The following is a 22,820-nucleotide window of genomic DNA, read 5'->3' as shown; positions in this document are numbered from 1 at the left end:
TATGAAAAGAAATCTGATCATGGTAGAAAGAATCATGTACGTAGACGCAGTTACACCACTCAATTGTGTGTTTACAGCAAAAATAAAAGGCAGCATAAGCCCTGGAAACCTGCGTTCAGCACTCTTTAAAGTACAGCAAAAGCACCCATCCCTGAGAGCTGGTATCAGCGATGAATATTCGGATCAGCCATGTTTTGTTTTTAATAACGAAATAGCTGAAGTACCGGTACGTATAGTTGAACGCTTAACAGATAACGATTGGTTGACAGTATCAAAGGAAGAATGGTACAAGCTTTTTAATGAAGTATCCAAACCACTGGCCAGGGTGGTGTGGCTCAGATCTGTAGAAATATCTGAATTAATGCTGATTTTACCGCATTGTATTTGCGATGGCGGCACTATTGTAGCCCTGATGCGCGAAATACTGAGTTTGCTGGATGAGCCAGACCAGGAATTGAAAGCATATTCTCCATTTGTCTCGATACATGAATTGATGCCGGATAAATTTCATGACAATAAAAAAATGGAAAGGAAGAGCCGGATATTCGCTTTTTTAGGCAGGATATTTTTTTATTTTAAACCTACCAGGAACAGATCTGCAAAGGATCATTATGTGCTGCACTGGAAACTTGACACAGAACAAACAATTAATATAACCAAAGCCAGTAAAAAAGCCAATGCATCTGTACATGGTGCGTTATGTGCAGCATTTCTTAACGCATTTCAAGAGGTAAGAGGCAACAAAGCACATGGAAAAGTAATAAGCCCTGTAGATATCAGGCACTTTATTCCGCAGATAAAACAGGATACAATGTTTGCCTTTGCTCCAATAGTTGAACTCAACATTGATAAAAAATCAGGTTTGGATTTTTGGAGCACGGTCCGGAAAATAAAAGCAGAGCTGACCACAAAAATAGAAGCTTTGAACGTTTTTGAAATGTTATGGATGGGCGAGTATATGCACGCATCTGTAAAAAGGATGGTAAAATTTCTGAAAGCAACTGATGGCACGCATGATGTTACTTTATCCAACATGGGTAAGCTTAATATCCCCGAAACATATAAATCTTTTGAATTAGAAGCTATTTACAGCCCAACAGTTGCATTTCCATGGCGAAATCCCAGTACACTGGTTGCCAGTACATTTAAAAATCAAATGGATTTCACATTTGTGTCGAATAATGTATTTCTGCCCGAAGCGGATGCTTTGAAAATAAAGAATAAAACAATGCAACTATTGTTTGATAATTTATAGTTTTTAGCAAATTCATAATATGCAGCGGGGATTTATTTATCCGCCTGTACCCCAATTTAATAGTTCGGCGGTAAGAAGCATTAAATGCTCTGACTGTAAAATTAATACCGTTCCTGACAGAATATTTTATAAATACTTTTATTATTAACAGGTATTTTAAAAAGCTTCGCAAATTTTTTTCAGCAATATGGTTATCTTACAACCGGAGACCATCAAATGAATAATTGGTTAAAAAATTATAGTGGAATGATCTGGCTGATAGGCGGGATCATTATTGGCAGCGCTGCCGGAGTACTATTTGGTAAAGGAGCAGAACTGCTTAAGCCAATAGGAGATATTTTCCTGAACCTGTTGTTTGTTGCGGTTATTCCGCTGGTCTTTTTTGCTATCTCCTCGGCAATTGCTAATCTTCATGGCGAACAAAAACTGACCAGGATCATGACTATTATGTCAGGCGTGTTTTTGTCAACGGTTCTCATAGCAGCGTTAGTGACGATTTTTGCAGTATGGTTGTTTCCCATCCATCAGCAAACAATTATACCTCCTGAATTATTAAATCACCAGGCAGATAAAAAGCTATCCGGCGACCAGGTAACACAGTTGTTTACTACGGGCGAATTTTATCAATTGCTTTCCAGGAAGAACATGCTGGCAATGATTATTTTTGCAATCCTTACAGGTTTTGGAACATTACGGGCGGGGAAACAGGGTTTAGCATTCAGTAGTTTCTTAAATGCTGGTAATGAAGTTTTTAAAAATGTTTTCGTTCTTATTATGAAACTTGGCCCCGTTGGGTTAGGCGCTTATTTTGCTTACCAGGTGGCTGTATTTGGCCCCTCCCTTTTTGGTGCTTATGCGCATACAATGGGTATTGGCTATGGCGTCAGCATTTTTTATTATGCAGTATTTTTCAGTATTTACGCTTTTATCGCAGGCGGAATAAAGGGTGTAAAAAAATACTGGAAAAATAATATTATACCATCCTTCACTGCGGTAGGCACCTGCAGCAGCATTGCTACCATTCCGGCAAATCTTGAAGCAGCCAAAAAAATGGGTGTTTCAAGTACCATAGCAGGGATAGTAATACCACTTGGGGGAACATTGCACAAAGACGGATCAAGCATTTCATCTATTTTAAAAATTGCTGTTGTTTTTGCCATGTTCGGCAAAAGCTTCAACAGTCCGGAGGTTGTCCTGCTGGCCCTCGGCATGACGGTGATGGTGAGCATTGTTGAAGGCGGTATTCCAAATGGTGGTTATGTTGGTGAACTCCTTTTTATTTCTGCTTATGGCTTCCCTCCGGAAGCTCTGCCGCCTGCAATAATTATAGGAACATTGATTGATCCCGTTGCTACTTTACTAAACGCAACAGGTGATACCGTGGCTGCTATGCTCATTAACAGATTTGCTGACAAAGAGGATTGGGTTAAAAGCTGGTAAGTAAAGTCATTTAGCAGCCTTTACAGGAATACTTCTTGTAAGATTAAAGCAATTGGCAGGATAGTCTATAAAGTTTTAATAAGTAGACAATGGAATGACACGTTGTTTATTTAGATGTAAAAAAATTAATAATAGGGATGTCAAATGCGATGAATATGTTAAAACGCCGTGTCATCAGTGGCAGTAAGAATTACCTGCGTCAGACACGCCTTTTAAACGCGGCCCCCATTGCATATTCGCTCCCAGTGACAAGGGAATATTGTACTTATTTAATATCGGTAGCCCATAGATCAGCCCCAATGACGGGGAAAACACCAGGCCCAGCTGAATGTCTGATTTTAAATTGTTACCACTGGTCAGTTTATAGGAGAAGATAGCCCCGATGTCCAACACTTCGGCATATGCAGTCAGACTGCCTCCCAAAAAATGACCCCGGTTATAGGAAAAACCGATTGGCGCCGTTAGTCCGGTTTCTTCAGCGGGTATTTGCGCCGCGGTGTAATCTTTATTCCAGGTATGGTAGATACCTACGTAAGAATTAATGCCAAAACTGGATGCCGTTTCTTTTTTTATCCGTGAGCTGCCTTTGGGCAGGGCGAAAGCACTGATTGCATCTTTCACATCGTTGGGAGTTTTCGCTTCGGCTACTGAGGCAATGAACAAACCATATTTACGGAAGTTTTCCCGGACATGCGCCTGTTTTTCCGTAGTGGTCTTTACATCTTTATCCGAAAGATGTTTCAGCATAAGGAAAATTTGCGGTTCTATTTGGGTGAATTAAAAAATATTGTGCCGCTCGAAAACCGGATCGAGACTTCTGACGGAAATCTGTCCTATGATTATTTAGTATTGGCAATGGGCACTGAAACCAATTATTTTGGAATGGAAAATATAAGGCAGAAGGGGTTGCCTTTGAAAACAATCGATGATGCAATTAACCTCCGAAGCCATCTATTGTTGAATGTCGGGAAAAACATAAGAGCTACTGATACTGCCGAGAAAGAAAAATTGCAAAATATTGTTATAGTAGGGGAAGGGCCGACCGGCGTGGAGATCTCTGGCATGCTGGCAGAAATGAGTCGTAATATCGTTAACAAAGATTATCCTGAACTTAAGGATACAAAAGGTAATATTTATCTGATTAATTCTGGTAAAACATTGCTTGGTCCAATGAGCCCCAGATCGCAGGAAGAGGTATACAAAGTGTTAAACAAGTTAGACGTAAAAATAAAATTGAACACCGCCGTTAAAGATTATATAGATGGAAAAGTCATACTGGCCGGTGATGAGACAATAGCAACTTCTACATTGGTTTGGGCATCCGGTGTAGTAGCCCGTGAAGCGCCGGGATTACCGACAGAGAATATAGGTCGTGGAAGGAGGATTATTGTTAACGAATATAACCAGGTACCGGGCACGCAAAATATTTTTGCAATCGGAGATCAATGTATCCAAAGCACAGATAAGAATTACCCGGACGGTCATCCTCAACTGGCACAGGTCGCTATTCAGTAGGGAATTGCGCTAGCAGAAAATCTTAAGCGCTTACAAGATGGTAAGGCGTTAAAAGTGTTCGGCTATCATAATAAAGGCAGCATGGCTATTATTGCCAAGTATAAAGCTGTGGTTGATCTGCCTGCAGGTTTCTTCAAAGGGTTTATTGCATGGTTGGTATGGTTATTCATTCACATTATACCTATTGCCGGATTTAGAAACAAAATTAAACTTGCATTGAATTGGTCCTGGAGTTTTATTACCAATGACCCTACTTAAAGGTTGATGATCAGACCGAAAAAGCAATGAAAATTTATATTCCTGTGCGTATCTTAAATAAATTCATTTTTCCAGCACTATTTATCGTTACCTGAAAACGGTTTCCAATAAAATACCGGTTGGTGTGTGCAGGAAGATCCGCCGTTCGCCTATATCCGGGAGGTTCATTAAAGAGTAAGGAATTTTAAGTTCAGTAAGCTTCTGCTTAAATGCCTCGTAATCTTCTAAGAAAAAAGCGGCGTGGTCAATTGCCTCAGCTGAATTATCAATAGCTGTTTTGTAATAATATGAGCTTTGTATCAGGTGAATCAGCGGTTTGTCTTTATAATATAGCCAATATCGGGGATGTTAGTGGCTATTACGGCCGGTCTCTCCCCAGGTTGGAGGTCAAATACACGGATAAAAAATTCTTTTGTTTTTTCCATTTCCCTGGTTCGCAGGGTCGTATGATCTATATGCATTGTTTTATTCCTTTTACTGATACAAAGCTAAACAGGACTGTAATGCAGACTTATGCAACAAACAGGGAAAAACTTGTATAAAATGAAGACAGTGCCGTTAAAATTGATTTGCTTTTTTAAATGCGGATGGCGTTTGATGAAAATGCGCCTTGAAGGAATTGCTTAAATGACTTTCATCGCTGTAACCAAATTCATAGGCTAGCTGTGACAGAGTTTTATCCCGGTGTACCAACTGGTGGGCAATCAGCTTTAACGCATACTCCTGCACATACCGCTTATAAGGGCTACCGGTGGCTTTGCTGAAATACTGGCTGAAATAGGATTTACTTATGTTGAACTTGTCGGCTATATTTTCAGTTGAGAGCATTTGCTTCTCGGTGATATGCTGATCGATATAATTGAGTATCGCCTGGATCTTTCCTTCGTGCGGAGCAACCTGGTTTTCATCTGCATCTTTAGCCATGAGTATCAATACGAGTGATAAGGCATTTTTGATGATGATATTTTGATAAAGGCCTTTTGTCCTATGCTCAGCTATCAGCAGGTCCATTAACTGAATTACCTGCTGCCTGTTATTCCCTGAAAGCATTATTTTTCTGTGCGGGGAAGAAAAGCGCATCAAGAGCTGTTTAAAATCCGCATCCCGCAAAAACTCTTCGAAGAAACCTTCATGAAATTTAATAATGCAGATGACTGTTTTCTCCTGGAAAATAAAAAAATGCGAGTCCTGCGGCGGCAGGATGAACAGGTCGCCTTTGTGATAATTATAAGTCTGATCATTGACCACATGCTGACCCTTTCCCCTCATGATATACTGAAGTTCATAATGGGTGTGCTTGTGCACCGGTAAGTGCCATTCGTCCTTAATAACGTAAGCGATCTCCAGCTTTTGGGTAAGATTCCTGATGTGCATCTGTGAAATTTACAAGTTATTCATTGATTCCTTCATAGTTGCGGAAGCCATTATAACACAACTTTGCCTATTGTAAAATTAGTTATTCGTACTCACATGAAATTAACAAATAAAACTATTCTGATCACCGGCGGCGCTACGGGTATAGGCCTGGCATTGGCCACAGCTTTGTCCATAAAAAACACCGTTATTATTGCAGGCCGAAGTCTTGACAAACTGGAAGAGGCGCGAAAAGCGGTCCCAGCATTGAACATCTTTACCTGCGATATATCCGATCCGGCATCGATCGATCTGCTCTTTGCAAAACTTAAAGAACAAGGTATCATGCTGGACGTCGTTTTTAATAATGCCGGTGTCATTGAAACCTGGGACATTCCTAATCAGTCCATTTCCTCGGCCGATATTTTTACCAAGCTCAATACCAATCTTGCCGGCCCGATCGCTGTCAGTCAAAATTTTATCCGCCAGGCAGATCAAAGCAAACTCAACCAAATCATCAACATAACAACTGAGGCGGCGATTATGCCGGTCCCTATATTACCTTTGTATTCTTCGTCAAAAGCAGGCCTGAGCGTATTTACCAAGTCTTTGCGCATTCAGTTAAAAGGAAGCAATTTCAAGGTTATTGAAATTATTCCGCCGGCAGTAGAAACCAGGATGACCACCGAAGACTTGAAAAACACCACAAAACTGGCCAGCCCGGCTGTCTTTGCGCTAGATGTGATCAAAAATATAAAAGCCGGAAAACTGGAATATGCACCAAGCGCCAACGCGATCCTACTGACCCTGATCAGGCGTTTTTTACCAACTGCCGGGTTAAAGTTGATTGATAAAATCAGCCGCAAGCAGCTTTTAGGCTAAGGTCAGGGGCAACCGGAAGGTACTTACTTTCATTAATAATTGTGGTGCCTTATTAAGGAATCTGACTTCCGGTGTGTTCCCGTTCCTGGCTTAATAATCGTGTCTAATTATTCTTTCCTTACAGCAGTCGCTAAAATCACGCAGGAGTCTCTTCAAACTTAATTTGCTAAGCCGGAATAATTTTGTGTGATTTTAGCTCATTAAATGCACGCTCAAATGACCCGTAGCTATCCAGGTGCATTTCATGAAATCCGATCCGGCGAAGCTTATTCACATCCAAAATGGCATCATAGATATTGTTAAATATAAATTCACCGAAGGGCCATTGTACAAGGCGGTCTAATGAAATACCCTGCAGTTTATATTTCTGGTTGATTTCGTCCCACAGTTGTTTTTTGTCGGCCATATAGGCCGTGAGTGAAAAAGTCATAGGAACGTCCACCTCAACGCCGAAATACCTTCCGAATTTCTCCCACAATTCCTTCCACCGGAAAATATCTCCATTGGTAAAATTGAATACCTCGCCTTTTGCTGCGTCATGTGTCGCCACATATTCCATACCCTTGGAAAGCAATTGGGCATCTGTCACATTGACCAGGACCTCGTATGCCATATCAGGCCCCGGAAACCGCATCGGGATACCCAATTCCTTACAGAGTGTGGCATATACTGCAATAATGGTGGCCAGGTTCATGGGGTTGCCAATGGCCAGCCCGATGACAATATCAGGTCGCAGTGCAGTCCAGCCCCAGCTTTTCCCAGCGGATCGCTGCCTTAAAAAATCTTCCTGGCTGTAATAAAAGTTAGGCGGAAAATGACGGTGATCCGTTTCTTTAGCCGGTGTCTTATATTTACCTAAATGGGCACCATAAGCTTTTCCACCCTGTATTAACGTAACATGCTTCAAAACAGGTGATATCTTTTCCATTTCTGAAACAAGGTTTTGCAACAATTGGGTATTTACGGTTGTTTGCTCGGCAAGGGTTTGTTTTTCCACGTAAGCTCCAAAAAAAATATGGGTTACCTGGCCTAGTTTGTCCTGGTTCGTTTCCACTGCCGCCGCTTGAGTGAGATCCATTTGCAGATACTCAAAATTACCCTCATAACCGAGGGGCGATTGAGAGGTAACAAGGATTTTCCAGTTACCGGTTGCTTCCAGGTAACGGACCATATTACGACCGATGATTCCATTACCACCAGTGATCAATGCTGTTTTCTTTTCCATTTTATTTATTTTATTAAAATGCAAGAATATGATAAGGGCACCTTTCGCATCTTGCAGAAACTGAAGAATAACTTGTAAATTTTACAGGCGCACAGTAGGCACGTTCACGGAAAATCCAGCATGAATTTACATTGCGGTGGAATACCAGTCGGACCTCAAATCTTGATTTCTAACGCTTCAGAGATCAGGTCATCCAACTCCAATGACATTGCCAGGTCATCAGATAACGCATATCTTTCCTTGAAATAAGCCGCGTCATTATAGGCTATCCAGCTTTTTCGCTCTTTGTCTTCCCATGCAATGATTTTTAAGGGAAAGTCGAGCGCAGCAACCGGGTTTTCGATCATGACCGGCCCCCCGGATTTAGGGCTGCCGAACATCAAAAATTCCAGAGGAGGCAGATCCAGTCCGATTTGATTGACCTCCGCCTGCTGGTTAATTCTCGCATAAACGATTGCACCACGTTGTTGTAAAAAAACGACCAGCCGGTTCATGGTTTCTTTTACCGTATATTTACTGGGTCTGATGATAATACCTTTGGGATTCATATGGTCTGGATGACTATTCATAAAAAAAAAGGGAATTACAGAGACAAAAAAGAGCCGGGCATGGTTCAGGTTCTGATCTCATTCCCGGCACAATCAGTTAAATACTGTGCCAAACGGATAATCAGATGAAAATCAGACAATTAATATAAATCTATCGGTTTAGTAACTTGCTTTATTCCGCCATTTTGCGATAGAATAATGAGATGCCGCAATTTTACCTGTGGAATAATGCGATAGACTAAACACACTTAATGAGGGGTGTTTTTCGAGTTGCTCTTTTTCTCTATCCCGAGTTTTTTCATCCTGGAATTTAGCGTCCAGGCATTCATTTTTAATATTTCTGCAGCCCCCCGTTCGCCAAATACTTTCCAATCACACTTTTCAAGTACTGTTAAAATATGGTCGCGTTCATTTTCATCCATTGTTTTTATTAGTCCTTCATCATCGGGTCTTTCTTTCTTTTGAATTGTTGGTAGTTGTAAGAAATTTATCACAGGCCCATTTGCAAGCAATGCACTCCTTTCCATCAAATTCTCTAATTCCCGTATGTTTCCCGGCCAGGAATAGTCTAACATACTTTTAATCACGTGGTCTGCCAGCCCGGTTATTGATTTATTTTGCTTATGCGCGTAAAAATTTAGAAAGTGGTTAGCTAACGGTAAGATGTCTTCCTTACGGGCACGCAAGGGTGGTAATGAAATTGGAAAAATATTCAAACGGTAATAAAGGTCCATACGGAAGCGGCCGGCAGCCATCTCCTCTTCTAAATTGCGGTTGGTAGCAGCAATTACGCGGACATTAATTTTTCTTTTTTTTCCGCCGATCGGATCGATTTCTTTTTCCTGTAATACCCTGAGGAACTTTACCTGCAGGTCCGATGGTAATTCGCCTATTTCATCCAAAAAAATTGTCCCGCCGTCAGCCTGCTCAAATTTTCCGATCCTTTTATCTGTTGCACCGGTAAAAGATCCTTTTTCATGCCCAAACAATTCGGATTCAATCAGGCTAGCCGGAAGTGCCGCACAATTGACTACGATCATTGGTTTTGCTTTGCGGGAAGAGGCCCTGTGGATAGCTTTGGCAATAAGTTCCTTTCCGGTACCACTTTCGCCCAGTATCAAAACAGATGTATCTGAAGGTGCTACTATCCTTACATTATCTAATACCTCAAAGAAGCTTTTACTCTGTCCGATTATGCCCTGAAACTCATTACCGGGAGATGGATATGGTGCCGTGTCATTTTGTTTATTTTTAACCGATTCCTGCCTTTCCTGATGAAGATACCAGGCAACATCCAGCATCACCAATACGTCTTTTTCGCGGAATGGCTTTACAAGGAAACCATAGGGCTTAGTCGCTTTGGCTGCATCAAGTATTTGCCTGTTTGAGTTTGCTGAGAGAAAAACGAAAGCAATATTTTTATCACTTAATGTTTTGGCAAGATCAATTCCGGTTAAATTTCCTTCTAAATGGATATCTAACAATACAAGATCCGGATTTTGTTTTTTAATGATTTTTAATGCTTCCGGGACTGACCGGGCAATTGAGCATATAAAATAGCCTGCCTTTGTAAGTATTAATCGGAGGTTATTTGCCTCAATATAAACATCCTCAACAATTAGTATTTTAATTTTCACGAGTACTTATTCCTTTCTGCAAAAGAGGCCAGCAGGTGCTCATTACTTACCGGATCAGCATTAAATATAACCGTAATTTTGGTTCCATTTTTGATATCAAAGAAAATCTTGCCCTTTATATCCTTGCTTAGCCCTTTCATCAAATCAATCCCCAATGAGTTAACTTCATTTTTCCCGATCCTGGTATGTATTCCGACGCCGTTATCGGAAACCACCAGTTTAATTTGCGCTTCCGATTGATGCAGCCGGACGGAGATTATACCCATCTTATTTTCCGGGAATGCGTACTTGATAGAATTGGTAACTGCCTCATTAATGATCAGCCCCAATGGTATAGCTTGTGATACCCCGAGCTTCAATGGTTCAACATCCAATTGAAAATGAATAAGATCGATTGAGCCAAAACTATCACCTAGATACCTGATAAATTCATGCAGATATACTTTCATATCTATCGTTTTTAAATCTTCCGACTGATATAATTTTTGATGGATCAATGACATAGCATAAATCCGGTGCTGGCTGTTCTCAATTGCTTTTAAAGCATCATTTTCCAGGTAGATCGCCTGCGATTCCAACAGGCAAATTACGGTATGTAAATTATTTTTTACACGGTGATGTACTTCTTTTAACAGCCATTCTTTCTCTGTCAATAAATGCTGCAGCATTTCATTCTTTTGAGTGATCACCTCGTTTTTTTGGGTGATCACTTCATTTTTCTGGGTGATTGCCAGGTTTGCTTTTTGCTTTTGCCTGTATTGCCTGTAAAATAGTCCGGCAATGATCAATGCCAATATGGTACCGGCTATAGTAATGTTCTTAACCAGGTTAGCCCGCTGAAGACTGGCGTGATCCAGCTTGGTAGTTTGATTTAATAAACTGATCTGGCTTTCCTTTTTCTGCGTTTCAAACTGAACCTGCAATTGTTGTGTCTGACGGCTTTTAGTTACCGTATACACGGAGTCTTTTATTTTCTGATATTTTAACAAGCGAGCAATTGCGGATTGGTAATGATGCCTGGAAGTATCCAGCACAAACCACCAATAATTATTATTTCCTATTCTTAAGGGATCTCCTGATTTGATGGCTAACGAATCATTTTTTATCAAATATATACGGGCCGATGAGTATTGTTTTGTGAAAGTATAGTATTTTATCAGTAATGTATAAATAACGCTAACATCCAGTTGTCCTATTTTATTGTTATTGAGCATACTCAGCAACTTATCGGAATAAGCTTTTGCCGGCTGGTATTGTTTTAACAGCATATAAACAGTTAAATAGCTGCCCGCAATTCTGCAGGAAAGCTGGATATTATCTTTTGGCACAGCAAAGTTTTTTGAAATATTTTCCAGGAATACTTTTGCGCTCGACGGCTTGTTGATCTTTACATATGAATCAGCAATATTGGTCGCCAACGTATAAATAGTTTCATTGTCCTTATATCTTTTCGCTGTTTGGATCGCATCTTTAAAGTAACCTACTGCTTTTTCATAATCACCCAGGTGGAACATGGTTATACCGATGTGATTGTTGATTTGACATAGCTGCATGGTTATGTCGCGAACACTCTCAGCGGTTTTTAATGCCATCAGCTCGTAATTCAGCGATTGCTGATAATCTGTCTGGCTGAAATAAACCTGTCCCAGTGATACGTATATCCCTTGAACCTTCGTATAATGAATAGACTTATAAAGTGCTAAGGAAAGCTTAAGCTTTTCTAAAGCTAAAGCCAAAGTACTATAGTAATTGCCGGGGTTTCCGGTATCGGCGGCATTGCTATAAAGTTCGCCAAGCGTTCTGAGACTATTAGCCACTTGCTCGATGTGGCCGGACTCTTTAAAGCTATTGACGGCCTGTTCTACCAGCTGTATCTTTCGGGGCAATTGAGCCGGATCCTGATAATCATAATAGTCAGATAGTTCCCTATAAGCCTGGCCCAATCGAAACTTATCTGTCGTATTACTGAGAATCTGTATAGCCCTTTCAACCAATGTCTTCGCCTGCGTTCCCTGGCCTTTTTCTCTATGAATATATGATTCCACTAAAGTAATATAGCCGTAAGCCTCAACTGATTTTAATTGCTGGTTGATTTGTTTAGCCTGGTTAAAAAATGCAGCCGCACTATCCAGATCGGTTTTTAATTCGCCGGGTTTATGAATTTCAAAAATGGACAATTTTAATAATGAATTGATCAGGGTTGTGTCTGCATTTGCCTTGCTCAATGACCGGAGTAATGAGTCTGCTTCATGCCGCGAGATATCCTGCCCCTCGACAGATATGGCCAGAAAAAGAAATATGATAGAAGTTATAAACCTGTTCATAATCTCTAAGTTTTTGAACTAAGCCATTTCTCTTTTTTGCAATTGGCGTAATTTTATATAAAATTGATAATTTTTATCCGCATTAAATATTTCCCGGGAACAGATAAAACAGCCTTTATCCATTTAATTAACCCCGCTTTGACTTGCTTTTTAATGACCTGTCTGTGACATTTCCCAAAATTTGGAAATATCCCAATCGCAAACGCTAATTAATTATTTTAATCACTTGACAATAAGTCGATTAATATATGGCATAGCGATTGAAACCACTATTTTTAAATGTCTTCGGTCATCTAATCTTGTGACTAAGGAAAAGTAGATTTTTTTTATTAATGTTTTAATGTCCACAAAAATCAGCTGATGGAAAGCAATAAGAAGTTTCTTTTATCTTACAGCCTTGAGCTTGCTTCCATTAAAAATTGGGAGATGTTGTTAAAGGTCATCAATGTTCAGCTTAAAGACTTATTAAAGTTTAGTTATTCTACCATATGCCTTTTTAATGACAACAGGGGACTAATTAAAGATTTTTTATATGACCAGGGGTCATTGCCGGAGGAAAATCCTTTTTGTCAACATGCTAATACAAGAAAACTTACTGTCAATAATGGTATAAATAGTCAACCTTCAGGTTCATCAATTCCGGTGATATTCAATTTTGATGAGATGCTGGAAACCTGGAATGTATCTCATTATTTAAATGATGAGGAAGATATTGAAAAAAAAGAAGGCCTGATATTAAAGCTTTACCAGGGAAGCGAGGTGATCGGGCATTGGGTATTATTATATGAAACTCATATTTTATTTGAAAAAGATCAATTAGAATTTATACAATTATTAGCTAACCAGTTGGCTTTGGTTGTCGTAAAGATCAAGGCTAATGATGCAATAGTTGAACTACAGAAGGAAACTGAAATTTTGCAATCCCTTAATATTGACTTTGCCCTGATAAGGGAAAAAACGGACCTGCTCAACGTCATTCATCATAAATTAAATCACTTTTTTGATTTCGGGCACCATTGGGTTGCGACGATTAACGATGATGAACTTACGATGACCTCATTTTTGCAAGACACGGAATCAAATGCGAAGAATCATCCGAAATTTCAAAAGGCCCTCACGCATAAATACCCGATCAGTGATGGCATTTTTAACAAGGCACTCTTATCAAAAGATCCGGTTATATTTGATTTGGACCAGCTGGCGGCCCGAACCAGCTTGCCGGAGTATATGCAAATTTTACATGACAGCGGCGTAAAAAAAATCATTATGATCGGTTTACAGGTAGGCAGCAAAACGATTGGCATATGGGGGATCTGCCTTGCCGGAAATCAACAGATGGACCGGCAGCAACTGCAACTGGTTAAAAACATTTCCAACCAGCTGTCTATCGCTGTCGATAATATCAGGATCAATGAGGCCATGGAGGCTAAAGAAGCTGAACGTAGCTTATTGCTGCAGCTGAGTTTTGACATTACCACGATACGCAGCAAAAGCGATTTATCTGAAGTGATTGCCAAAGATTTCTGTCGGCTCCTGGATTTCACCGATATCACCGTGGTCATTTGTCATGGCAGGGAATGTCACGATACCCTCCTGTTTACCCATGACCAGTTAAACGATTCAGATCGGGAATGGAAAAAGTCTTCAGGTCAACCTGCTTATTTAGAGACCTGTTTTGATAAAATCAGGCGAACAGAGGAGATTGTTATTTTTGATATAGAGCAATTATATCATCAGCCGGATGTGCCCGGAAATATCAAGGCAGAATTTGAACGCGGCATTAAAGAAAAAGCTGGAATCGCGCTTCAGGGTGATGAAGGGATCATTGGCTTGTTCTTTGTAAACACCAGGCATAAATCTGCATACAGCGAGCATCAGCTGAATCTGATCAAGGGGGTGTCTTACCAGTTGTCCACTGCAATTTCCAATATACTGGCGAATGAAGAAATTGATAGGAGGGAAAAAGAAAGGGAGCTACTATTATCCCTGAGTATTGATATTGCAGCGGTAAGAAATACGAATGAATTGCTCGGCGTGATCACACAACGACTTAAAAACATTCTTGGATTCTCTCATACCGTTATCGCTACTGTCAATGACGATCAGACTACCGTAAGTGCATTTTTGTTGGACCCTGAAGCAAAAACCAAAGACCATCCTACCTACCTGAAGGCCAAAGAGTCTAAGTATCCTATTAACGACGGCATTTTTGACAAAGCAGCCGAAACAGCCGCGCCAGTTGTTTTCGATCTGGAACAGTTGAATAAGGAAATAGTACTGCCCCTTTACCTGAAAATTAATTTTGAGACCGGGCTCCGGCAAATGATCGTAGTGAGATTTTCCAGAAGTATCCGAGTCTTTGGTTTTTGGATCATCTTTTTTGACCAAAAGATCAGCCTGGGTGAAAGCATGCTAAGTCTTGTAGGCGGTTTGGCAAACCAAATATCTGTCGCCGTTTCTAACATCATCGCCAATGAGGATGTTTCCAGGAGAGAGCAGGAAAAAGCTTTATTCCTGTCTTTCAGCAATGATATTGCTACCGTAAGAGACAAAAAAGGGCTCGGATTGGTGATCAAAAGATACCTGAAAAATCTCTTCCTGATCAAGGAATATATTATTACGATTAAAAACGATGACCATGAAACTTACAGCTACTTCCTGCATGAATTAGAAGCAGATACACCTGCCGATAACGGGTTTCAAATCATAACCGGAACCAGGATGCCTATTGCGGGATCAATGACCGGTGTGGTGCTGCAATCAGAAGAACCGGTGATATTCGATATCGCTGATGTTCTGCAGCAAGGCAAGCTCTCTTTTCCAAGCGCATCGTTTTGGAAGTCCGCAGGCGCAGAGAGAATTTTGGGTCTTCGGCTGCGGGTTGCCAGCGAAGATATCGGCATCCTCTGGATACAGCCGGGTCATACTAACGATCACCTGTTGAAAGGCATAACGGCACAGATGGCTATAGCCCTGGCGAATGCGATAGCAAATGACCGGATTGAAAAGCAGTTAAGCGAGATTAACCATTACAAGCAGCAACTGGAAGAAGAAAAGATCTACCTGAAAGAAGAAATTGAAACTTCCCACAACAATTCGGAAATTGTTGGGGACAGCCCTTGCATGCAAAAAATCTTCCGGCTAGTAGCGCAGGTCGCGCCATCCGACAGTACGGTGCTGATACTTGGCGAAACCGGAACCGGAAAGGAACTGATTGCCCGTGCTATACATAATAACTCGCCAAGGAAAAATAAGTTGATGGTTAAGGTTAATTGCGCCGCATTGCCGGCTAACCTGATTGAAAGTGAACTGTTTGGCCATGAACGGGGCAGCTTTACCGGCGCTACCGAACGCAGACTGGGCAAATTTGAGCTGGCCAATAACGGAACACTGTTCCTGGATGAAATAGGCGAAATGCCGCCCGAATTACAGGTAAAAATGCTGAGGGCATTACAGGAAAAGGAAATAGAACGGGTAGGCGGCAAAAGTACCATTAAAGTAGATGTACGGATCATCGCGGCCACAAACCGCGACTTGGGCAAAGAAATGGCCGAAGGGCGGTTCAGGAGCGATCTTTACTATCGTCTGAATATCTTTCCCATTGATTTGCCCCCGCTCCGTGAACGCAGAGCGGACATTCCTGTATTAGCTTCCCATTTTATCCTGCACTATGCAAAAAAAACCGGCAGGAAAATTGAGACCTTAAGCAGCCGGGCCATGCAGGAACTTGTTCAATATGACTGGCCCGGCAATATCCGGGAATTGGAACACCTGATAGAAAGGAGCATATTGCTGACATCGGGCGATATGATAAAGCAGATACATCTCCCGCCCCCTAAACAAGCTGCTGCCGCAAATCCATCCGTGGGCGTGTTAAATTTGAAAACAGTTGACGATAACGAAAGGGATCATATTTTAGAAATATTGAAATATTGCAGTGGCCGCATCTCCGGTGAGGGGGGCGCTGCAGAGATCCTGGGTGTTCCCTCCAGTACGCTCAACTCCAAGATCAAACGCCTGGGCATTCAAAGGAAGCACGTCAATAATCATTCTTAAATACGGGTATCCGCATAGAACTTCTTATAAAGCTGGTGGCACTTATTTGCTATTCCAGGTTGTGCTATTAGATCACATTTGTTGCGCAAAATGCCTTCTTATATCGCCATCACCCGGCCTATCGGCGATATATGGATATCTCATCTTTAATGACAAATAAACTAAATAGCTCATACTCAAATCATTAATAATTTGGCATTTGTTTGGCAATTACCCTGCTGTGCAAGTAATTCCATTAGCATAGCCAAAGAATTTTGTATAAGTCGATTTTAATTATTGTATAGTAATTCATATTAATCCTGTTTAAAATGTACATCGTTTATCTGGTTACCCACGTCATCATGGTTATTTGCTTTTTCGGCATTATCTGTTCATCGTTTGATCTATCCAGCCGCTTGGTGAAGCGTGAAAAAGACCGGGCGATCATTCCTGTGTTAAAGGAAGACTCGGCCCCAAAGGAACCTAATTTTAAAAAGAAGGCATCAAACGATATTCCTGCAGGACTCAAAGCCAAACATCAATCAAAAAATATTTTCAAAATCACCAGGATTCAGGTACGATATGGAAAGGTTTAACTAATCCGGGTTGCTATGATATTTAAAAGTTATTCCATTTTTTTTTCAATGTTGGGGGACCCGGTATATCCTAATTTTGTACTAGTCAATGACAGCTGGAAATGGCCACCGCGCGATTCCTGCATAAATTTTCATTATTTAATTCATTCTTCAGATGCAATCAAGAAAAGATTTTATTAAGAGCGCCGCATTATTGGGGGCAGGTTCCCTGCTTATCCCTGAGCGGATATTTTCGCAGGACAAATCTGATACCCTGTCAGGAAATCAATCAACCTGGGAACAGGGTACCCGCCTGGTGATCTCCGTTTCTATGCAGTTTGAAGCAGGCGGAGAACCGGAAACGGGTTTTGATAGCCCATTCCCGCCAAAGCTTGAAAAAGGGTACACCGATCTGCCGGCCAAGACCTGGTTTCAATACGGCTATAAAGAAGGTGTTCCCAGGCTACTGAACCTATGGGATAAATACGGTATTAAGGTGACCAGCCATGTAATCGGGGAAGCTGCCAGGCATAATCCCGGCTTAGCCAAAGAAATTGCGGCACGCGGCCATGAAATATCCGGGCACGGTTTAAACTGGACGCCACAGTACACCATGAGCTATGAAACCGAAAAAAAGTTTATAATAGACAGCGTAGATATGATCAGAGAAATAACCGGCCAGACCACGATTGGTTATAACTGTAATTGGTTGCGCAGAAGCAAGAACACGATCTCCATTTTACAGGAACTGGGGTTTATCTATCACATTGATGATCTGAGTCGTGACGAACCTTTTGTGATACCTGTAAACGGTAAAAATTTCGCTGTCGTACCCTATACCTTACGATGTAACGATATTCAATTGATCGAAGGCCGGTATTTTTCATCAACGCAGTTCGGCGAACAGTTAAAGCTCGAATTTGATCAGCTATATGAAGAAGGGGCAACCCGCAAACGCCTGATGTCAGTCAGCACCCATGACCGTATCAGTGGAATACCTGCACAGGTGAAAGTGCTGGATGAATTTTTGGCCTACGCTAGTCAAAAGCCGGGGGTAAAGTTTATGCGGAAAGACGAAATCGCCCGCATGACAATGAATGATAAAACGGCTATAGTTGATAAAGATTACAGATAAAAAAACTAATCATTATAGAAATGGAACTCAAAATAAAAAATAAAATAGCCCTGGTAACCGGATCAACTGCCGGAATTGGTTTTGCCATAGCAAAAGCCCTGGCAAATGAAGGCGCTAAAGTATTTGTAAACGGCCGCACAACTGACCGCGTTAACCTTGCTGTTGCGACTTTAATAAAAGAAACTGGAAATCAGGATATAAAAGGCATTGTCGCCGATTTTTCTGATAAAAACCAAATCCGGCAATTAACAGATCAGTTGCCCGAAGTTGATATACTGATCAACAATGTTGGAATTTTCGAACCGAAAGCATTTGAGAATATTACCGATGAAGACTGGATGAAATTTTATGAAGTAAATGTATTGAGCGGTATCAGGCTGTCAAGAGCATATTTTAATCAAATGATCCACAAAAACTGGGGGCGGATCATCTTTATTTCCAGTGAATCCGGGGTGCAAACACCCAAAGAAATGATCCATTACGGGGTGACTAAAACCGCTCAGATCGCTGTTGCCCGTGGCCTGGCAGAACTCACAAAAGGCACAAATGTAACCGTAAATACCGTGTTACCCGGCCCGACGTTTTCCGAAGGTGCGGGTACTTTTATAAAGGATCTGGCAGCCGAAAATGGCAAAACGATTGGAGAAATCGAGAAGGATTTTTTTCAGACCATGCGGCCCACATCCATTTTGCAACGCTTTATAGACCCGGATGAGATAGCCAGCCTAGTGGCATATTTATCAAGCGATCTTTCGATTGCTACCAACGGAGCAGCAGTAAGAGCTGATGGAGGGGTAATTAAGAGCGCTTTCTAATAAATGATCAGATTAAATTACAAGCAAATACTACTGAAATGAATATTAAAAATAAGCTCAAAAGCGTGATACCGGGTATCATACTATTTACTGTAGTCCAAACCGCCCGCGCACAAGACATGGGAAGCCATGAACTGCCTGTTCCGAAATCAATTACTCTGGGCGAAAAACTGAGCGATAGCTATTCAAAACAGCTTATACACACCGCCCGCTTATTTTATGCCTTCTGGAATACCGGTGATCCCCAATTTGCCAGGGCCGCTTTAGCTGATAATTTTAAAGACAATACATTGCCCAAAGGCCGATCACAAGGTGTTACCGGTGTTTTATTCGCCTCAAAAAACTTCAGAACCATTATTCCTGATTTGAAATGTAGCATTGAAGACCTGCTGATCAGTAAAGATAAGATCGTTGCCCGCCTGGTTTTCACGGGCCATTATACCGGTTCGTTCAAAGGACAAAAACCTACAGGTAAACCAATTTCCTTTTTTGCAATAGATATTTTGCATATAAAAGGCGGCCGGATCTATGAAGATTGGCACCTGGAAGACAATCTTTCCTTTTTACAACAAATAGATGTTGTCAAGCTTTAGTCATTACCAGGTAATGAGAATGCAATATTCCATTTCAAAGGTATGATCTTTATTTAAAGGTCATACCTTTGAGTTGTAAATAAAGCGACATGAAAAGCGAAAGACTATCCGATCAAATCAGCGTTCGTATCCGGCAGGACATTCTGAAGGAAAAATACAAAGCAGGTGAAAAAATACCTACAGAACGGGAGTTAATGGGAACTTATGCGGTTGGGCGTTCTACAATTAGGGAAGCGATTAAAAGCCTGACAATGGCCGGTATTGTAAGTGTACAACAAGGAAATGGCACCTTTGTAAATGAAGAAAACTCATCCCAAACGATAGATGAGCGTTTGAGAAACGCTGATTTTGATGAAATTAACATTGTAAGGAAACTGCTTGAAGAAGAAATTGTCAAGCTGGCAGTTGAACACCATACTATAGAGCAGCTGCAAGAAATGGAACACCAGCTTGCACTTCGCAAACAGGCTATTGCCGACGAAGACCGCCAGCAGTGCACAAATGCAGACATCGCCTTCCATACAGCGATTGCCAAAGCCTCCTCAAATAAGGTTTTATTGAACCTCTATCAGCATTTCACCCATACTATACGTTCATTTTTTTCACAGCGTGAATTGCAGGGTATCGGTCATTTTGCGATGAGCCATCACCTGCATGAGGACTTGTACAAAGCGATCAAAGGCAAAAGAAAAAAGCAAGCGCTGGACATTATCAAATATATTCTGGACAATAATTATTAAAACGATGACTATTCTAACATTCACCCTGATATTACTTGCCGGCGCCTATCTCGCTGGTCTGGTAGGTTCGCTCACAGGTTTGGGCGGCGGCGTTGTTGTTATCCCGCTGTTAACCCTTGTTTTTCATGTTGATATACGATATGCGATCGGTGCTGCACTATTGGCGGCTATTGCCAATTCTTCCGGCGCCGCAAGCGCTTATGTCAAAGAAGGCATCGCCAATATTCGCCTGGGCATGTTCCTTGAAATCGCCACAACAATAGGTGCTGTCGCAGGGGCTGTGATCGCTGTTTACACCCCGACCAATACAATTGCCATTTTATTTGGTGCGATCCTGTTATTCTCCGCTTTTATGACCATCCGGAAAAAAAACCAGGAGGCGCTGACCACCGGAAGTAACGTTTCGTTAAAATTGAAACTAAACAGTACCTATCCAGCCAAAGATGGAGAGGTGGCTTACCAGCTAAAAAACGTTGGAGCAGGGTTTTCCATTATGACGCTTGCGGGTGTTCTTTCCGGCTTACTGGGAATCGGCTCGGGAGCATTAAAGGTGCTGGCCATGGATTCCACTATGCGTATTCCCTTTAAGGTAAGCACCACGACGAGTAACTTCATGATTGGTGTTACAGCGGCGGCCAGTGCCGTAATTTACCTGCAAAGGGGTTATATGGATGCTGGCATCGCCTTTCCTGTAGTGTTAGGGGTTCTTGCAGGCGCTTTCACCGGCTCCAAATTACTTACCCGACTTGATCCGAAGGTGTTGAAGTATATTTTTTGCCTGGCCATTTCATTTGTCGCTCTGGAAATGATCTATAATGGATACCATCATCAATTTTAATCAATCATTTTACCATTTTGTAATGAAAAATATAGTTTCAAAAAAAACTCCGGCAGATCAGGATATCGAGCGGCTCATCGGATTACAACTAAGATTTGGGGTGATCATAGCCAGCCTGATCGTGCTTATTGGCGGATTGATATATCTTAAACAGTCCGGGGCTCAGGCTGTTCCCCATTACCATTCGTTTACCGGAGCCAAAGCCGGGTTCACAAGCCTGGGCGAAATTTTTAAAGGTGTATGTAAGGTCAATGCAAAAGGCATTATTGAGCTGGGTGTAGTGGTGCTTATCATTACGCCTATTTTGCGGATTGCCTTTTCCCTTGTAGGCTTCATTATTGAAAAAGATAAATTATATACCTGGATAACGCTCACCGTTCTGGCTATCATGATGGCCAGTATTTTTGGGGGCCTGAAAATCTAATTAAATGTTTATACACCTGTTGCCAAGGCACAGGCACCCTGAATTTTAATAACATAAATTTTATGAATATGAAAAAGTCAACCAACATCATCACCAGGCTATCAAAAATCAGCTTATTTTTTGCCTTGATATTAAACTTTGCTGTAGCCGAGGCACAACAACAACAACAACCATCCGGTATTAAAAATATAGTCCTGGTACATGGAGCTTTCGTAGATGGTTCCGGCTGGAAACCTGTCTATGATATTTTAGTCAAAAAAGGCTATCATGTAAGCATCGTGCAGCAACCATTGACCACATTTATTAATGATGTAGACGCAGTTAAGCGAATTTTGGCGCTGCAGGACGGGCCCTGCATTTTAGTAGGGCATAGCTATGGAGGCGCGATCATTACAGAAGCCGGTAACGATGCCCATGTTGCCGGCCTTGTCTACATTGCCGCGCATGCACCTGGTCAGGGAGAGAATGAAGCAGCCAACGGAAAACTTTATCCACCAGCGTATAAATCACTTCAGAAAACCGCGGATGGTTTCGATTATATCGATCCTGCGCGGTTCTATGCCGATTTTGCTGCTGACCTGCCCAAGAGTGTAGCAGAATTTACCGCTCAGGCACAAATGTTGACAGCAGACGAAGTATTTCACGCGGTAATCCAAAATCCGGCCTGGAGATCAAAACCAAGCTGGTATATGGTCGCCAAATCTGACCGCATTATTAATCCGGACTTGGAACGCATGTATGCGAAACGAGCAAACAGCCACAAGGTTGAAATTGATGGTGCCAGTCATTCTGTTTATGAATCCCACCCAATAGAAGTTGCACAATTGGTCATAGAGGCCGCCACGCAATGCGGGAAGAAAAACTAAAAATAGTCTTGGGTAATAACAAGGGGTTAATACCAGATAAAGTACAATTTTTAATCAGTCACGCTAATAGTTAAATATATGAAACGATTATCATTAATTTTCTTATCACTCGCTCTGCCATTTTCAATAATGGTAGGGTGTGAACAGTCCGGCAGTGAAAAGGTAGATCTAAAGACCCGGATAGATAGCCTGCAAAATAAGTTGAATTCCTCTTATATACCAGGCACCGGGGCGATTATGAATACTATTGTTCAACCTCATCATCTTAAATTGTGGTTTGCCGGTCAGCACAAAAACTGGGCACTGGCTGAATATGAAAGACAGGAATTGATGGGCGGCTTTGAAAAGATTCAAAAATATCA

22 protein-coding genes are annotated in these 22,820 nt (G+C 41.4%); 16 read left to right on the top strand and 6 right to left on the bottom strand.

All coding sequences use genetic code 11. From position 1 onward, the window contains the following. Nucleotide 1 precedes the first annotated feature (1 nt). Together JWQ54_RS25695 and JWQ54_RS25690 are read left to right on the top strand one after the other, a co-directional pair. Complete coding sequence (locus tag JWQ54_RS25695; protein WP_299590701.1) at nucleotides 2-1,255, top strand: hypothetical protein; 1,254 nt, start codon at nucleotides 2-4, stop codon at nucleotides 1,253-1,255. Between the two features lie 216 nt (nucleotides 1,256-1,471). Further along, nucleotides 1,472-2,695 (top strand): dicarboxylate/amino acid:cation symporter, encoded by a 1,224-nt coding sequence (locus JWQ54_RS25690; protein WP_299590699.1) that lies wholly within the window; start codon nucleotides 1,472-1,474, stop codon nucleotides 2,693-2,695. Nucleotides 2,696-2,869: 174 nt separating this feature from the next. Here JWQ54_RS25690 and JWQ54_RS25685 read toward each other — a convergent pair whose 3' ends face one another. Further along, on the bottom strand, nucleotides 2,870-3,442 hold the full coding sequence (locus JWQ54_RS25685) for a hypothetical protein (RefSeq protein ID WP_299590697.1): 573 nt from the start codon (nucleotides 3,440-3,442) through the stop codon (nucleotides 2,870-2,872). On the opposite strand from JWQ54_RS25685, the gene JWQ54_RS25680 reads away from it, so the two are divergent. The 3 genes from JWQ54_RS25680 (at nucleotide 3,431) to JWQ54_RS25670 (ending at nucleotide 5,010) form a co-directional block, all read left to right on the top strand. Continuing rightward, nucleotides 3,431-4,210 carry an FAD-dependent oxidoreductase gene (locus tag JWQ54_RS25680; RefSeq protein ID WP_299590696.1) on the top strand — a complete coding sequence of 260 codons (780 nt, stop codon included), beginning with the start codon at nucleotides 3,431-3,433 and terminating at the stop codon, nucleotides 4,208-4,210. The two genes, JWQ54_RS25685 and JWQ54_RS25680, sit on opposite strands and share 12 nt — an antisense overlap. Before the next feature lie 81 nt (nucleotides 4,211-4,291). Further along, nucleotides 4,292-4,468 (top strand): hypothetical protein, encoded by a 177-nt coding sequence (locus tag JWQ54_RS25675; RefSeq protein ID WP_299590695.1) that lies wholly within the window; start codon nucleotides 4,292-4,294, stop codon nucleotides 4,466-4,468. Between the two features lie 287 nt (nucleotides 4,469-4,755). Further along, nucleotides 4,756-5,010 (top strand): hypothetical protein, encoded by a 255-nt coding sequence (locus tag JWQ54_RS25670; RefSeq protein ID WP_299590694.1) that lies wholly within the window; start codon nucleotides 4,756-4,758, stop codon nucleotides 5,008-5,010. A 16-nt stretch (nucleotides 5,011-5,026) separates the two neighbouring features. On the opposite strand, the gene JWQ54_RS25665 is transcribed toward JWQ54_RS25670, so the two are convergent. Next, nucleotides 5,027-5,842, bottom strand: coding sequence for an AraC family transcriptional regulator (locus JWQ54_RS25665; RefSeq protein ID WP_299590692.1), 816 nt, complete (start codon nucleotides 5,840-5,842; stop codon nucleotides 5,027-5,029). 96 nt (nucleotides 5,843-5,938) lie between these two features. Between JWQ54_RS25665 and JWQ54_RS25660 the strand changes: the two genes are divergently transcribed. Next, nucleotides 5,939-6,703 (top strand): SDR family NAD(P)-dependent oxidoreductase, encoded by a 765-nt coding sequence (locus JWQ54_RS25660; RefSeq protein ID WP_299590690.1) that lies wholly within the window; start codon nucleotides 5,939-5,941, stop codon nucleotides 6,701-6,703. 166 nt (nucleotides 6,704-6,869) lie between these two features. Here JWQ54_RS25660 and JWQ54_RS25655 read toward each other — a convergent pair whose 3' ends face one another. From JWQ54_RS25655 to JWQ54_RS25640, 4 genes are all read right to left on the bottom strand, one after another. Further along, a complete protein-coding gene (locus JWQ54_RS25655) occupies nucleotides 6,870-7,928 on the bottom strand; it encodes an SDR family oxidoreductase (RefSeq protein ID WP_299590688.1) in 1,059 nt (352 codons plus the stop codon). A gap of 155 nt (nucleotides 7,929-8,083) precedes the next feature. Further along, entirely contained in the window at nucleotides 8,084-8,476 is a 393-nt protein-coding gene (locus JWQ54_RS25650; protein ID WP_299590687.1) for a DUF302 domain-containing protein, read from the bottom strand. A gap of 248 nt (nucleotides 8,477-8,724) precedes the next feature. After that, entirely contained in the window at nucleotides 8,725-10,113 is a 1,389-nt protein-coding gene (locus JWQ54_RS25645) for a sigma-54 dependent transcriptional regulator (RefSeq protein ID WP_299590686.1), read from the bottom strand. Continuing rightward, nucleotides 10,110-12,437: a histidine kinase dimerization/phosphoacceptor domain -containing protein gene (locus tag JWQ54_RS25640; protein ID WP_299590684.1), complete on the bottom strand. Its 2,328-nt coding sequence runs from the start codon at nucleotides 12,435-12,437 to the stop codon at nucleotides 10,110-10,112. Before JWQ54_RS25640 ends, JWQ54_RS25645 begins: the two co-directional genes overlap by 4 nt. Nucleotides 12,438-12,797: 360 nt before the next feature. Here JWQ54_RS25640 and JWQ54_RS25635 point away from each other — a divergent pair, with 360 nt between their 5' ends. The 10 genes from JWQ54_RS25635 to JWQ54_RS25590 all read left to right on the top strand — a co-directional run. Next, nucleotides 12,798-16,493 (top strand): sigma-54-dependent Fis family transcriptional regulator, encoded by a 3,696-nt coding sequence (locus JWQ54_RS25635; RefSeq protein ID WP_299590682.1) that lies wholly within the window; start codon nucleotides 12,798-12,800, stop codon nucleotides 16,491-16,493. A gap of 308 nt (nucleotides 16,494-16,801) precedes the next feature. Next, nucleotides 16,802-17,068 (top strand): hypothetical protein, encoded by a 267-nt coding sequence (locus JWQ54_RS25630; RefSeq protein WP_299590681.1) that lies wholly within the window; start codon nucleotides 16,802-16,804, stop codon nucleotides 17,066-17,068. A 154-nt stretch (nucleotides 17,069-17,222) separates the two neighbouring features. Then, entirely contained in the window at nucleotides 17,223-18,182 is a 960-nt protein-coding gene (locus tag JWQ54_RS25625) for a polysaccharide deacetylase family protein (RefSeq protein WP_299590679.1), read from the top strand. A 20-nt stretch (nucleotides 18,183-18,202) separates the two neighbouring features. Further along, complete coding sequence (locus JWQ54_RS25620) at nucleotides 18,203-18,997, top strand: SDR family NAD(P)-dependent oxidoreductase (RefSeq protein WP_299590678.1); 795 nt, start codon at nucleotides 18,203-18,205, stop codon at nucleotides 18,995-18,997. A gap of 38 nt (nucleotides 18,998-19,035) precedes the next feature. Then, a complete protein-coding gene (locus JWQ54_RS25615; RefSeq protein ID WP_299590677.1) occupies nucleotides 19,036-19,590 on the top strand; it encodes an ester cyclase in 555 nt (184 codons plus the stop codon). An 89-nt stretch (nucleotides 19,591-19,679) separates the two neighbouring features. Further along, nucleotides 19,680-20,330 carry a FadR/GntR family transcriptional regulator gene (locus JWQ54_RS25610; RefSeq protein ID WP_299590676.1) on the top strand — a complete coding sequence of 217 codons (651 nt, stop codon included), beginning with the start codon at nucleotides 19,680-19,682 and terminating at the stop codon, nucleotides 20,328-20,330. A gap of 4 nt (nucleotides 20,331-20,334) precedes the next feature. Beyond that, entirely contained in the window at nucleotides 20,335-21,168 is an 834-nt protein-coding gene (locus JWQ54_RS25605) for a sulfite exporter TauE/SafE family protein (RefSeq protein WP_299590675.1), read from the top strand. A 22-nt stretch (nucleotides 21,169-21,190) separates the two neighbouring features. Continuing rightward, a complete protein-coding gene (locus JWQ54_RS25600) occupies nucleotides 21,191-21,592 on the top strand; it encodes a DUF1634 domain-containing protein (protein WP_299590673.1) in 402 nt (133 codons plus the stop codon). Nucleotides 21,593-21,660: 68 nt separating this feature from the next. Further along, nucleotides 21,661-22,458 (top strand): alpha/beta hydrolase, encoded by a 798-nt coding sequence (locus tag JWQ54_RS25595; RefSeq protein WP_299590672.1) that lies wholly within the window; start codon nucleotides 21,661-21,663, stop codon nucleotides 22,456-22,458. A gap of 78 nt (nucleotides 22,459-22,536) precedes the next feature. Further along, nucleotides 22,537-22,820 (top strand): hypothetical protein (locus JWQ54_RS25590; RefSeq protein ID WP_299590671.1); only part of this gene is annotated, 284 nt, incomplete at its 3' end.

The organism is Mucilaginibacter sp. (assembly GCF_028288225.1).
Classification (GTDB): Bacteria; Bacteroidota; Bacteroidia; order Sphingobacteriales; family Sphingobacteriaceae; genus Mucilaginibacter.
The sequence above is the reverse complement of the archived record's forward strand: the minus strand, read 5'-3'. Positions and strand labels throughout refer to the sequence as shown.